Source organism: Saccharibacillus brassicae (assembly GCF_006542275.1).
Lineage (GTDB): Bacteria > Bacillota > Bacilli > Paenibacillales > Paenibacillaceae > Saccharibacillus > Saccharibacillus brassicae.
This window is the reverse complement of sequence record NZ_CP041217.1, coordinates 1,227,059-1,241,046: the sequence shown is the minus strand read 5'-3', so window position 1 is coordinate 1,241,046 and position 13,988 is coordinate 1,227,059. Positions and strand designations below refer to the sequence as shown.

The window sequence follows — 13,988 nt, the reverse complement described above, 5'->3', positions numbered from 1 at the left end:
ATGCCCCGCGCCAATCTTTTTGCGAAAATGATGCTTATTCTGACCTTGATGTGGATTCCGGTCGCGCTGCTCTACGGTTACTCCAACAAGACGACGACAGACGTGCTGAGGCAGGAACTCGGCGAATCGAACCGGAATCAGCTGGCCTTTTTCCAGAGTCAGGTCAATACCAATATCGAGATGCTCGCTTCCTGGCCGAATCTGCTTATTCACGATCCGGACATCGAGAGCTTCCGCAAGCTGTATACGAACGGCGGTTATTTTAATCTGGACGAGATCAATCTGGTCAAGCGGATTCAGAACAAGCTGAGCATTCAGGAAAGTTCGTCGAACTGGAAAAGCCGGCTGCATCTGTATTCGCCTTCGCTGCGCCGCGTAGTGTCCGAGAACGATGCCCGCGCCTACGATCCGACCGCCCTGCAGGCGCAGATCAAGCCGGGCTGGCAGGTGAACCGGGCGACAGACGGCAGCGAAGACATTTTCCGCTTCTCGTGGTTTACGGTCGCCCCTTACGGGATCGACGATCCGGCTCTCGAAGCGGAAACGATCGTGGAACTCGAATTCGACAGCCGCAATATCCAGAACATGCTCGACAAGTTCAAGACCGACGGCCGCCACGATCCTTTTTATTACCGGGGCGATATGGGAACGATCTACAACCGGACGTCGGATCGCGATCTGACCGGCCGGATGATGCAGAAGCTGAACGTATCGCCGCTGCCCGAAAGCGACAATCTCACGGTGCGGATCGACGGCGAGCCGTATATGGTCAGCATCGTGCTGTCCAAGGAGACGGGCTGGTACCTGATCGACTATATGCCGATGGCCGACATGCTGGAGCCGATCCGCAAATCGAATCTGCTGTTCTACTCGTCGATCCTGATGCTGCTCGTGATGGGTTCGGTCGCGGCGTATCTGCTCTACGTGCAGGTGCAGATCCCGATCCGCCAGCTGATCCGGGGCTTCCAGAGCCTGCAGCAGGAAGATTATTCGGTCCGGATCAAGCCCAAAGGACGCAACGAGTTCAGCTTCCTGTCGGAGCGCTTCAACCAGATGGTCGACCAGATCCAGAATTTGTTCGAGCACGTCTATCTGGAGCAGCTGCACGTCAAGGAAGCACGGCTCAAGCAGCTGCAATCGCAGATCAATCCGCATTTCTTCTATAACTGCCTGTCGTTCGTGACGAGCATGGCGAAGCTTGGCCGGATGGATGCGGTCGTGGCGATGTCGCACAGCCTGTCGCGGTATTACCGCTACACGACCCGGCAGGAACGGGAATTGGTCCCGCTGCGCGAAGAAGCGGAGTTCGTGCGGCATTATCTGGAGATCCAGAAGATGCGCATGAACCGGCTGGATTACGTCATCGACCTGCCGGAGACGCTGCTCGATCTGTACGTGCCGCCGCTCATGCTCCAGCCGCTCGTCGAAAATGCGGTCATTCACGGTATCGAGCCGCATGCGGAAGCCGGGCTGATCCGGATTACGGGCGAGCTGAACGACGACGGAGACGTGATTCTGCGCGTCGAAGACAACGGCGGCGGACTTGAAGCCGGCGAACGGGAGCAGTTGGAACGGCGCCTGATCGAACCGATGGGCGAAGAGACGGGCTGCGGCTTATGGAACGTCAATCAGCGGCTACAGCTGCGCGGCGGCCGGGAAGCCGGCGTCCGGACGGAACGGTCGCCGATCGGCGGGCTGAGCGTCAGTCTGGTCTGGAACGAGAATACGCTCGGCAAAACGGACGAAGCGGACACGCTGCGGCGGCGATCCGGCTAAGCGAAAGAGAGGGGACGACGGAATGATCGAAGTGCTGCTTGTGGACGACGAGACGTATGTGACGGAAAGTCTGGAACTGACGATTCCGTGGGAAGAGATCGGGGTGAGCACGGTACGCCGCGCCGCTTCCGGTGCGGAAGCGTTGGCGATCATGGAAGAGGAAGCGATCGATCTGGTCGTGACGGACATCCGCATGCCGGGCATGGACGGGCTGCAGCTGATCGAGGAGATCGGGCGGCGGTTCGCGGGGGTGCGCTGCATTCTGCTCACGGGCCACAGCGACTTCTCCTATGCCAAAAAAGCGCTGCAGCTGCGGGCGAGCGACTACGTGCTCAAGCCGGTAGACGACGCGGAGTTCGTCGCCGCCGTGTCCGAAGCGATCGATTCGCTGCGGGAAGAATGGGACGAATTCGACAAAGTGCACCGGCTGCTGTACAGCCGCAAATCGGATTACAAAGTGCTGCGCGAGAACCTGCTGCAGGAACTGCTGCTCGGCCGCGAACTGGGCGGCCGGGCGCTTGCCGAGCAGCTGCGCGCGTACGAACTGCCGCTGCAAGCCGGAGCGCCGACGCTCATGCTGCTCGCGCGGCTGGAAGGCCGCTTCGCGTCGATGGACGCGGCTTCGCTGGAGCTGATGGACTTTGCGGCCGGCAATATCGCCGGCGAAGTGCTGCGCGGCCAGCCGCTCTGGTACGGCAGCGGCCCGCACGGCTGCCTCGTGCTGCTGCTGCAGCCCAGCGAAGCCGGCGGCGGTCTCGCGCTCGAACAGACGGCCGGCGGCCTCGATCGCCGGCTCGATACGCTGCGGGAACATATCCGCCTGTATCTGAAGGGCGAGATCTCGCTCGCGGTCTCGACCGTGTTCGAACTCGGCGGAGGAGCGCCGACCGCCGCTTATCGGCGCACGCTCGGTTCGCTCTACGCCGCGGGCACGGGCGGGCGCACCGTCTATACCGATGCTCGCGCCGCGGCATCGGGCCAGGCGGTGTCGCATTCCGCCGTATCGCCGGCGGGGGACGGGCGCGGAGCGATCGCCGAGGCGATGTATGCGCCGCCGACGCTGCTGCATCTGCTGGAGTCCCACCAGTGGGACGAAGCCAAAGCGAAAATGGGCGGCGTCTTCGACGCGGCGGAGCAGGCCGGCCTTGCCGGCCCGCCGATGTACGAGATCTATTTGTGGATGACGAATGCGTTCCTGTTCATCTCGCACCGCGAAGGCCAGCCTGTCGGGGAACTCGGCGGCGAAGAAGGCTTCGACCCGGTCCTTGCGCGCGGACTCGTGCAGCATCCGCAGCGGCTGCGCAGCTGGGGCATGCGCCTGCTGGACGGCCTGGCCGAGCAGATGTCGCACGGCGGCGGCGAAGGCCAGGGCCGAAGCAAAGTGGCCGGCCGGATTCGCCATCTGGTCGGCGCCGGCCTCGACGGCGACCTGTCCGTCAAGACGCTTGCCGACCAGGTGTACCTGCATCCGGTATATCTGTCCAAGATCTACAAAGCCGAGACCGGCGAAGCGCTCGGCGATTACATTATCCGGATGCGGATGGAGCGCGCCGCGCATCTGTTGAAGCATACGTCCAAAAAGATTTACGAGATTACCGGCGAGCTGGGGTATCAGAACCCGCAGTATTTTAGCAAGATGTTCAAGAAGCAGTACGGCATGACCCCGAACGAATTCAGGGAATTAAGCTGAACAAGCAGAAAAGAAGCGGCCGAGCCGCTTCTCAACGTGTCGAGAACGGTCTGCTTCCGAGTGAAGCGAGGAGGCGAAGGGAGAAATTCAGTGTAGGAGCGCCAGCGTTCGCCTTTGAAATCAGGAAAATCCCATTCAAATTTGATCCTTTTTCCTGATTTCAACACGCGACCGGAACGAATTTCTCCCGCAGTCGACAAGCTTCTCATACGTATAGGACCTTCTCGACAGCCTGAGAAGCGGCCGAGCCGCTTCTTTTTTTTGGTTTGCGCATCTTTTGGGCTTGGCGGCGTCCTGTGGAGGTCCGACCTCCAAAACGCGCGGCGCGGGGTTCCCGCCCGCCCGCCCGCCCGCGAACCCGTCATTCCTTTCCAAAGGTGCAGGAATGTTGCGAACGCGACATAGGCCGCTTTCTTCGTCCGCCCTATAATAAAGAAGCAAGGCAGACGACACGAGGGGGAAACAACATGAAAGCGATATCCGGCAAAAGATGGCTGCCGCTGCTGGCGGCCGGCGCGATGCTGGCCACGACGCTGGCGGGATGCTCCGGCGGAGGCAAAACGGAAGAAAGCGCGGCAGGCGCCGCGCCGAACCTTGAGAACGTATACAAAGAGAAATACGATCCGCCGGTTACGATTACGACCGCTTGGGGCGTCGATCCGGCACTGACTTTCAAAAACGGAGAAACGATCGAAAATAGCGTGGCGACCAAATGGGCCAAAGAGCAGTTCGGCATCGATATCAAATCGCTCTGGTCGGTAACCGATACGAACGGCGCTTTCGGCACGAAGCTGCGCCTGGCGATGTCTTCGGGACAGGATATGCCCGACCTGCTGACGATCGGCACCGCCGACAACCAGATTGCGCAGGACCTGATCGACTCCGGCATGTACGAAGAAGTCGGGCCGCTGTTCGACAAATACGCGTCCGACACGTGGAAAGAAGCGGTCAATCAGGACCCGAACGTCTGGAACGCCTATATGCGCGACGGCAAGAAAATGGGCATTCCGGTACTCGATTACGCCTACAACCACGATTACCTGCTCTGGATTCGCCAGGATTGGCTGGACAAGCTGAACCTGAAAGCTCCGAAAACGATCGACGAAATGGAAAAAGTGATGGACGCGTTCAAAAACCAAAATCCGGACGGACTGTCGCCGGATCAGGTCGTTCCGCTGAGCATCGGCTTCAAGACGTCGATGAACACGTGGATGGGCGATCCTTCCTGGATCTTCGGCGCTTACGGCACGCTGCCTCAGCAGTGGAACGCCGGAGCGGACGGCAAGCTGGTGTACGGTTCGACCGAACCGGGCATGAAGGAAGGCCTGCAGAAGCTTGGCGACTGGCTGGCCAAAGGCTATATCCCGCAGGAAGCGGCGCTGTGGGACGAGAACAAGACGGCGGAACCGGCGGTTGCCGGCACGGCGGGCATCATTCCGGGACCGTACTGGATGAGCGGCTGGCCGCTCAAAGACACGGTCAAAAACGCGCCGGGCGCGGTCTGGGCGCCGATCGAAATTCCGTCCGGTCCGGACGGACAAGCGATGCGCCACGGCACGCAGTTCACGAACGGCGTCACGCTGATCAAAAAAGGCATGGAGCATCCCGAAGCTTTCTTCACGTACCAGAACTACCTGTTCGACAACTACGCGAATCCCGAGCCGGGCAGCCCGTACGATAACGGCTTGTTCGCCGGCTACGATTACCAGCTCGACGCCAACGGCAAGCAGCTGCCGATCGAAGAGATCGACGGCGGTTACGTGAACGTCGTCCGCTACCTGCTCGTTCGCGACGGCGCCCGGATTCCGGACGCGCAGATGAAAGCTCTGCAAAGCCTGGCCGAAGGCAACGAGCCGAAGACCAAGCTTGAGAAAGACGTGGCTGTCAACTACGGTCCGGAGACGCCGGCAGCGGCGCAGGTGCTGTTGAAGCAGGACGACATTTCGCGCAAAAACCTGTTCACCGGTCCGACGACCGAAACGATGAAAAGCAAAATGGATTATCTCAACAAAATGGAAAACCAAACGTTTAACGAAATCATCTACGGCAAAAAACCGGCCGATGCGTTCGACGAGTTCGTCACCACGTGGAAAGCGGGCGGCGGCGAGCAGATCACGCAGGAAGTCAACGCCTGGTACGACGAAGTCAAACAGTAAACCGCCCGAATCCGGGTCCGGTCCGCATTCCCCGAAGAGGGAAGCGGGCCGGAATCGGCTTCTCGCCGGTCTGCGGCATACGCGGAAATTGAAGGCGGCAGGGGGATAGCCCTGCGGCCTTTGCTTTCCCATGCCCTTTTTCAGTCGAAGGAGGAGAATCGTTTGAAAACATTGAAAAAAACTTGGCCGTTTCACGTCATGCTCCTGCCGGCGATGATCTTCCTTATTATTTTCAGTTACATCCCGATGGGCGGCATCGTCATGGCGTTTCAGGATTACAAGCCCTGGCTCGGTATCGGCGGCTCGGAATGGGTCGGACTGGACAATTTCCGCTACCTGTTCGAGCGCGAAGACAGCGTGCAGGTAATCTGGAATACGCTGTTTATCGCCATCTTGAAATTGGTCTTCAACCTGATCGTTCCGTTCCTGTTCGCGATTTTGCTGAACGAAGTGCGCAAAACGGCGCTTCAACGGGGCATTCAGACGCTCGTCTACCTGCCTCACTTCCTGTCGTGGGTTATCCTCGGTGGCATTCTGATCGACCTGCTCGCCACCGGCGGCCTGGTCAACCGGGCGCTCGGCTTTTTCGGTCTCGGTCCTTACTTTTTTCTCGGCGACAATGATTGGTTCCGCTTCACGGTCATCGTCTCGGACATCTGGAAAGAGTTCGGCTACAGCACGATCATCTTCCTCGCGGCGCTTGCCGGCATCGATCCGTCGCAGTACGAAGCGGCCGAGATCGACGGCGCGACCCGCCTGAAGCAGACGCTGCATATTACGATTCCTTCGCTGATTCCGATCCTGATGGTCGTCGGTACGCTTGCGCTCGGCAACGTGCTGAACGCCGGCTTCGATCAGATCTTCAACCTGTACAACCCGCTCGTGTACGAAAAAGGCGACATTATCGACACGTTCGTCTACCGGACCGCTATCCTCAACGGGGAAATGGGCTTCGGCACCGCCGTCGGATTGTTCAAGTCGATCATCAGCATGGTCCTGATCCTGATCTCGTACCGTCTCGCTTACAAATGGGCCGGGTATCGCATTTTCTAATCCGGACGCCGCGCAGCCGCGCGGCCCGCTTCCGGGGAAAGAGGGAATCCCATGTATCATAAAACGACAGGTTACCGCGTCTTCAGCATTTTCAACACATGCTTTCTCGTATTTCTCGCCGTCTTGTGCATCATCCCGCTCGTACACGTACTGGCTGTCTCGTTCAGCACCAAAGCGGCGGCCGACGCCAATCTGGTCGGACTTTGGCCGGTCGGCTTTTCGCTCGAAGCGTACAAAAAAACGGCCGCCAACCCGCTGTTCCTGCATTCGCTCTGGGTGTCGGTCATGCGCACGGTTATCGGCACGGCGATCACGCTGCTCATTACGTTCCTCGCCTCCTACGCCCTGTCCAAAGAAAACAGCGTGTTCCGGGGCCGCAACGTCTACTCGTGGATCTTCGTGTTCAGCATGATCTTCAGCGGCGGCCTGGTTCCTTTTTACATCGTGATCCAAAAACTCGGCCTGATCAACTCGTTCTGGGTGCTCGTCCTGCCGGGTGCGGTGAACACGTTCCTCGTCATCTTGATGCTGAACTTTTTCCGCGGCATTCCGAAAGAGCTCGAAGAAGCGGCGCTGATCGACGGAGCCGGCCATTTCCGCACGCTGTTCCGCATTTTCCTGCCGATCTCGCTGCCTTCGATCGCGACCGTCGCGCTGTTCAGCATGGTGTTCCACTGGAATTCCTGGTTCGACGGCCTGCTGTATCTCAACAACGCCAAAGATTTCCCGCTCGCCACGTTCCTGCAGACGGTCATCATCCAGCAGGATATGAGTTCCATGAGCGTGAATCCGAAAGAGATGGAACTGATCTCGCAGACGACCGTCAAAGCGGCCCAGATCTTTATCGGCAGCGCGCCGATCCTGATCGTGTATCCGTTCCTGCAAAAGTATTTCGTCAAAGGCATGACGGTCGGCTCGGTGAAAGGCTGAATCCGGCTGGTGTCTTTTGACAGGTTCGTCGATTGGGTTGGAAAAGACGGGGCGTGTGCGTATGCGATACATGTGCACGTTGGCGCGCTGCGGGGCGAAGGGTCTGCGGTCGCTGATCTCACCCTGATTTTTCGGATTGGAATAAGATCGCGGGCGGTGAAAATAAGGGTTCAAAGGCGACCTTCGACTCCTTCGCCCCTCCGCTGGGTGCGTGGGTATGCGCTGCGTGCGCGCTGCGGGGCGAAGGGTTTGCGGTCGCTGATCTCACCCTGATTTTCGGATTGGAATAAGATCGCCGGCGGTGAAAATAAGGGTTCAAAGGCGACCTTCGACTCCTTCGCCCCTTCGCTGGGTGCGTAGGTATGCGTGCTGGCATGCACGTTGGCGCGCTGCGGGGCGAAGGGTCTGCGGTCGCTGATCTCACCCTGATTTTCGGATTGGAATAAGATCGCGGGCGGTGAAAATAAGGGTTCAAAGGCGACCTTCGACTCCTTCGCCTCTTCGCTGGGTGCGTGGGTATGCGTGCTGGCATGCGCGTTGGCGCGCTGCGGGGCGAAGGAGGGTTGTACGCCTCTATGGTCGTGAAATGTGCACCAAAAGTCAACATTCTCGGGTGATTGAGCAGTTTTTTCTCCGAATGTTGACTTTAAGTCAGCATTTTAGCTCGATTCCAGCCTTATTGGCATGCAAACGCACAAAATGTTGCCTTTACGTCAACTTTTCCGCAAAAAGCTCGCTCAAAACCTTGAAATGTGGACCAGAAGTCAACAATGCTAACCAGGCACCTATTTTCCCGAAAATCGGTTCGATTCGTTGTTCTCCATATCCAACATGAATAGCGTAAGATGGATGAAACAGCCTTTACCTATCTCCATTGCTCTCCGCAGCGCCGCCCAACCGCAAACGCCTCCACCACCGCCGCCACCTCTACTACCGAGAGCGGAAGCTTTTCAGCCGTCATCCAGAAATTTTTTATCCAAATGAAGGAGAGTGACTCCAAGTGACCTACGTTTACCCGCCCGTGAGCGACAAAGTCCCTCACATGCTGCACGGAGCCGACTACAACCCGGAGCAGTGGCTCCGCTACCCGGAAGTGCTGGAAGAAGATATCCGCCTGATGAAGCTGGCCAAATGCAACGTCATGTCCGTCGGCATTTTCTCGTGGGCGATGCTGGAACCGGAAGAAGGGGTGTTCACGTTCGACTGGCTCGATCAGGTGCTGGACCGCTTCGCGGCGAACGGCATCTACGCGCTGCTGGCGACGCCGAGCGCGGCGCGGCCGGCCTGGATGGCGCAGAAGTACCCCGAGGTGCTGCGCACCGAAGAGAACCGCGTCCGCAACCTGTTCGGGTTCCGGCATAACCACTGTCCGACGTCACCCGTGTACCGCGAGAAGACGTCGATCATCAACCGCAAGCTGGCCGAACGGTATTCGGAACATCCCGCGGTCATCGGCTGGCATATTTCGAACGAATTCGGCGGCGACTGCCACTGCGAGCTGTGCCAGACCGAGTTCCGCAAGTTCGTTCAGGAGAAGTACGGCACGCTCGACGAGCTCAACCACGCCTGGTGGACGACGTTCTGGAGCCACAGCGTGACGGACTGGTCGCAGGTCGAATCGCCGGCTCCGCACGGGGAGAAGCAGGTACACGCGATGAACCTAGATTGGCGCCGGTTCGTCACCAAACGCACCGTCGATTTCGTCAAGCACGAAACGGTGCCGCTGCGCGAGATCAATCCCAAGCTGCCGGTGACGACCAATTTTATGGAATTTTACGAAGGATTGGATTATTGGCAGTTCGCGGATGCGCTCGATTTCCTATCGTGGGACAGCTACCCGACGTGGCATGACGCCGATACGGAATCGAAGCAGGCGGCGAAGATCGCTATGATGCACGATATCGTCCGCTCGATCAAGGGCGGCCGTCCGTTCCTGCTCATGGAGAGTACGCCGAGCCTCACCAACTGGCAGGACGTCAGCAAGCTCAAGCGTCCGGGCGTGCATCGGCTCTCGTCGCTGCAGGCCGTCGCGCACGGATCGGACAGCGTGCAGTATTTCCAATGGCGCAAAAGCCGCGGGTCGAGCGAGAAGCTGCACGGGGCGGTCGTCGATCACGCCGGGCACGAACATACCCGCGTGTTCCGCGACGTGACGGATGTCGGGTCGGCGCTTGAAGGCATGGACCGGATCGTCGGCACGTCGGTGCCGGCCGAAACGGCGATTATATTCGACTGGGAGAACCGCTGGGCCGTTAACGATTCGCAGGGGCCGCGCAATATGGGCGTCAAGTACGAGCAGACCGTGCAGAGCCACCACGAAGCGCTGTGGAAGCTTGGCGTGCCGACGGACGTGATCAGCATGGATGCCGATTTTGCCAAGTACAAATTGATCGTCGCCCCGATGCTGTACATGGTGCGCGAAGGCGTGGGCGAGCGTCTGGAACGGTTCGTCGAAAATGGCGGGACGCTCGTCGTGACGTACTGGTCGGGCATCGTGAACGAGACGGACCTGTGCTTCCTCGGCGGATTCCCGGGTCCGCTGCGCAAAGTGCTCGGCATCTGGTCGGAAGAACTGGAAGGGCTGCACGACCGCGACCGGAACCGTCTTCGCCTGAACGGCAGCGGCGAGCTCGGCCTGTCCGGCGACTACGAAATTTCCGAAATGTGCGACCTGATCCATCTGGAAAGCGCGGAGAGTCTGGCGGAGTACGCGTCCGACTTCTATGCGGGACGTCCGGCGCTGACCGTCAACCGTCTCGGCGCGGGCGAAGCGTATTATATGGCGGCCCGCACCGGCGGAACGTTCCACGACGATTTCTATACGGCGCTTGTCCGCCGCTCGGGCATCGCCCGCACGCTGGACGTGCCGCTGCCGCCGGGCACGTCGGCGCATCTGCGGACCGACGGCGAGAGCGACTTCGTGTTCGTGCAGAATTACACGCCGGAAGCCGTGTCGTTCCCGCTCGACCCCCGTTCTTACACGGATCTGGACGGCGGCGAACCGGTCGGCGCGCAGCTTGAGCTGGCACCGTACGATATTCGCGTGTTGGAACGCCGCAGGGACGCGTAGAGGGACGAAAGGTTTCTTTTTGAAGCCACCGACCCGGCTTATGACCCGGTTCCGGGGACCGTCGTTTGCGACTTGACAGCGCTGAAACAAGCCCGTTCGAACCCTTCTTCCGTATCGGAAGGAGGGTTTTTTCATGCAAAAAGGGTCTGGGCAAGGCAGCAGGGGTAATAGCATGGGAAGCAAGGCAACCCTGCTACAGAAAGGTGAGGATGAAATTTGAAAGCAATCGTAATTGACGAGTTTGGCGGACCCGATAAACTGCAAGAACGGAACGTACCCGAACCGAAGATCGATGCGAACCAGATCCTGATCAAACTGTATGCGACGTCGGTGAATCCGGTCGACACCAAAATCAGGGAAGGCGCGATGGGCGCGGCAGCCGGTCCATTCCCGCTCGTGCTCGGCGGAGACGTCGCGGGCATCGTCAAGGAAGTCGGAGACAATGTCAGCCGCTTCAAGCCGCGCGATGCGGTATTCGCCCGGCCCCGCGTGTTCGGCACCTATGCGCAGTACGTCGCGGTAGACGCGGACGTCGTCGTGAAGAAGCCGGACAATCTGAGCTACGAAGAAGCGGCGTCGATTCCGTTGGCCGGCCTCACGGCCTGGCAGGCGCTGGTCGATCACGGCAAAGTAAAGGCGGGCGACAAAGTGCTGATCCATGCGGGCGCCGGCGGCGTCGGCACGCTTGCGATCCAGATCGCCAAAGCGCTGGGCGCGGAAGTGGCTTCGACCGCAAGCGGCAAAAATGCCGAACTGTTGAAGTCGCTTGGCGTGGACCATGTGATCGACTATACGCAGGAGGACTTCTCCGAAGTGCTCTCGGATTACGATATGGTGCTCGATACGATGGGCGGCGATATTCAGCACAAAAGCTTCAAAGTGCTCAAGCCGGGCGGCCATCTCGTCTCGATTCTCGAGAAGCCGGATGAAAATCTGGCGAAAGACCTCGGCATCCATACGGCCCATTTCATGATGGAGCCCAAAGGCGAACAGCTGGAGAAGCTGGCCGAACTGATCAAGCAGGGCAAATTGAAGCCGGTCATCGATTCGACCTACTGGTTGAGCGAAGAAGGCGTCCGTGACGCGCATACCAAAAGCGAAAGTCACCACGCCGTCGGCAAGATCGTCATTCGCGAAAAATAAACCGGTTCGGCGGGCTGTCTTTTTCTGCCGTGCCCCGGTTTGAAAATATTCGTCAAAAACGAAGCCTCCCGGCAGACGGGGGGCTTTGTTTCGGGTAATGATACGGATAGACAGCATTGAAGCAGGCAGAGGGAGTCTACCGAGAAGGAGTGCGAAGCAGATGAGCAACGAACGGGAATCATACGTATTGACGATGCAGGAGGATACGCCGGAGCTGATCGAACAGTGGCGGGACGCGCTGGACGAACTGTATATGGAATTCCGCAAACGCAGCCGGGCCGCGCTCAAAGACTATGACGTCGAAGACGTGCATCAGGCGAGGGTGAGCGCGCGCAAGCTATTGACGCTGCTGCCGGTGCTCGATCCGGACGACGAGAGCGGCCTGTACCGCCCGATCAAAAAAGCGCAGAAGCGCTTCGGCCGGGTGCGGGACGCGGACGTGCTGATCGGCGAGTTCAAGCAGCTGCGGCAGGAAGCGAAGGAAGCCGGGCGGGGCGACGAGTCCAGACTGTTCAAACGGATGGCCAAGCTGGAAAAAGAAGAACGGCGCAGCCAACGCAAAAAGCTCAGCGCCAAACTGCCGAAGATCGTGAACGGGAAGCTGGATCGCCGGTGGAAGACGTTTCTAAAAGAAGACCTGCCGGAACTGGCCGCGCGCGCGGACGTTGTAGGCAGCGTGCGCGAACTGAAAGACGATTACCGCAAACGGCGGCATGTGTACCAGGTAACGGCGGATCGCGCAGGGTTGTACAGCGACGAAGCGCTGGATGCGCTGCATCAGGTGCGGATCGCGGCCAAGCGCTGCCGGTATACCGCGGAAGCGGCGGCGTTTGCACTCGGCGACAAGCAGGCGGAAGACGCCGAACATTTCAAAAGCGTGCAGAAGCGTCTCGGCGAAGTCAACGACCGCCATGTGCGTATCCGGATTGCCGACGACTACGGTCCCGAAGCGCTCGGCGCGGATGAGGCCGGCTGGACCGCGTTCCGGGAGCGGCTGGATGCCCAGTTAAAAGAAGCGCTCGAAGAAGTGGGCGAACTGTAAGCGGTATCGGATCGGAATCGTCGCAAGCCGACAACAGAGTCACAAAGAGCCGTTAGCGGCGAGATCGCCAAGAAACCCGGTTCTCCTTCAGGGAGAGCCGGGTTTCTTGGGCGTGCAGGATGAAGAGGCGGGGCAATAACGATAGATCGGGCGGGGCGCAGACGCTGCCCGGCGCTTTGTTCGAGGTCAGGCATTCGGGGCAGCAGTCTTGCTCAAGCAGACAGCCGACTTACTTGGCCGGCGGTTCCGGATCGGCCGGCATGTCCGGGGTCGAGGCCGGGGTTTTTGATGTATTTTTCAGAAAATCGATCGTGTCATACAGCAGCACGGCGGCTTCGGCGCGGGTAATTTTGGCTTTGGGATTCAGGGTGCCGTCGGCGTTCAATTTGAGAATGCCGCGCGAGAGCGCGCGCTGGATCGAACCCTGATATTCCGGGGTAAGCTGGTCTTCGTCGCCGATCGGCTGCGGCTTGATGTTGATCAGCGGCAGGTTGCCCGACGTCTCGACCGCCTGCATCAAGTAATGGATATACGTCTCCTTCGTCATCGGCGCGGTCGGATCGACGGATTCCGGCAGCTTCACGCCGTTGAAATGGGCGTTGACGAACGCTTCCGCGTACCAGGCCTCGTCCGAGACAGCCGGGAACAGATCGTGCGCCGTCGGCACTTTGCCGGCTTCGAACGAGATCGCCGCGAGGCTGAGCTGCAGGCCGCCGGCGATAAACTGGATGCCCTGCGCGTAATTGAGCACCGACTTGGGCTGGAACGAAGCCGCGCTTACGCCTTTGACCAGACCTTCGGTTTTGAGCGCGTCGATTTTCGCCTGCCCGCTCACACCGTTCAGGTCGCCGAAGCCGGCGCCTGCGGCAAACAGCTGACCGCCAAGCGACACGGAGAGCACGGAGACGGCCAACACGGAAGTCATGCTTTTTTTGTTCATTTTCTGTTCCTCCTCAAGGTGGCGGACGGCGCTTAAGGGACCGGCTTGGATAACATCCGCTTCGATAATCTTTCTTACTGCCTCAGACGCGCAGCCGCCGGGAAAGGTTGCAGCGCAAAAAAACCGTTCCTGCCGCGGAAATTTCCGGGGCAGGAACGGTTCGGTTAGGATGAACGGTTCGATTCGAG

At 59.4% G+C, this 13,988-nt stretch carries 9 protein-coding genes; 8 read left to right on the top strand and 1 reads right to left on the bottom strand.

Annotation, left to right across the window (positions count from 1 at the left end; genetic code table 11):
• The 8 genes from FFV09_RS05035 (at position 1) to FFV09_RS05000 (ending at position 12,860) form a co-directional block, all read left to right on the top strand.
• Complete coding sequence (locus FFV09_RS05035; protein ID WP_141446668.1) at positions 1-1,776, top strand: sensor histidine kinase; 1,776 nt, start codon at positions 1-3, stop codon at positions 1,774-1,776.
• 22 nt (positions 1,777-1,798) lie between these two features.
• The gene (locus tag FFV09_RS05030; RefSeq protein ID WP_141446667.1) at positions 1,799-3,466 is read left to right on the top strand and encodes a response regulator transcription factor; all 1,668 of its coding nucleotides are present in this window, start codon (positions 1,799-1,801) and stop codon (positions 3,464-3,466) included.
• 467 nt (positions 3,467-3,933) lie between these two features.
• Positions 3,934-5,622 (top strand): type 2 periplasmic-binding domain-containing protein, encoded by a 1,689-nt coding sequence (locus tag FFV09_RS05025; RefSeq protein WP_141446665.1) that lies wholly within the window; start codon positions 3,934-3,936, stop codon positions 5,620-5,622.
• Positions 5,623-5,784: 162 nt separating this feature from the next.
• Positions 5,785-6,675 (top strand): ABC transporter permease, encoded by an 891-nt coding sequence (locus tag FFV09_RS05020; protein ID WP_141446664.1) that lies wholly within the window; start codon positions 5,785-5,787, stop codon positions 6,673-6,675.
• Between the two features lie 51 nt (positions 6,676-6,726).
• On the top strand, positions 6,727-7,605 hold the full coding sequence (locus tag FFV09_RS05015) for a carbohydrate ABC transporter permease (RefSeq protein WP_141446663.1): 879 nt from the start codon (positions 6,727-6,729) through the stop codon (positions 7,603-7,605).
• 1,042 nt (positions 7,606-8,647) lie between these two features.
• Positions 8,648-10,675 carry a beta-galactosidase gene (locus FFV09_RS05010; RefSeq protein ID WP_170315134.1) on the top strand — a complete coding sequence of 676 codons (2,028 nt, stop codon included), beginning with the start codon at positions 8,648-8,650 and terminating at the stop codon, positions 10,673-10,675.
• A gap of 216 nt (positions 10,676-10,891) precedes the next feature.
• On the top strand, positions 10,892-11,818 hold the full coding sequence (locus FFV09_RS05005; RefSeq protein ID WP_141446661.1) for an NADP-dependent oxidoreductase: 927 nt from the start codon (positions 10,892-10,894) through the stop codon (positions 11,816-11,818).
• Positions 11,819-11,978: 160 nt separating this feature from the next.
• A complete protein-coding gene (locus FFV09_RS05000; RefSeq protein WP_170314943.1) occupies positions 11,979-12,860 on the top strand; it encodes a CHAD domain-containing protein in 882 nt (293 codons plus the stop codon).
• Positions 12,861-13,089: 229 nt separating this feature from the next.
• Here the strand turns inward: FFV09_RS05000 and FFV09_RS04995 are convergent, their stop codons facing one another.
• Positions 13,090-13,800, bottom strand: a complete 711-nt coding sequence (locus FFV09_RS04995; protein ID WP_141446659.1) for an S-layer homology domain-containing protein — start codon at positions 13,798-13,800, stop codon at positions 13,090-13,092.
• Positions 13,801-13,988 lie beyond the last annotated feature (188 nt).

Excerpts from the sequence above, each read along its gene's own strand:
- FFV09_RS05035 (WP_141446668.1), top strand. The coding sequence starts at position 1 with ATGCCCCGCGCCAATCTTTTTGCGAAAATGATGCTTATTCTGACCTTG.
- FFV09_RS05030 (WP_141446667.1), top strand. The coding sequence starts at position 1,799 with ATGATCGAAGTGCTGCTTGTGGACGACGAGACGTATGTGACGGAAAGT.
- FFV09_RS05025 (WP_141446665.1), top strand. The coding sequence starts at position 3,934 with ATGAAAGCGATATCCGGCAAAAGATGGCTGCCGCTGCTGGCGGCCGGC.
- FFV09_RS05015 (WP_141446663.1), top strand. The coding sequence starts at position 6,727 with ATGTATCATAAAACGACAGGTTACCGCGTCTTCAGCATTTTCAACACA.
- FFV09_RS05010 (WP_170315134.1), top strand. The coding sequence starts at position 8,648 with ATGCTGCACGGAGCCGACTACAACCCGGAGCAGTGGCTCCGCTACCCG.
- FFV09_RS05000 (WP_170314943.1), top strand. The coding sequence starts at position 11,979 with ATGAGCAACGAACGGGAATCATACGTATTGACGATGCAGGAGGATACG.
- FFV09_RS04995 (WP_141446659.1), bottom strand. The coding sequence starts at position 13,800 with ATGAACAAAAAAAGCATGACTTCCGTGTTGGCCGTCTCCGTGCTCTCC.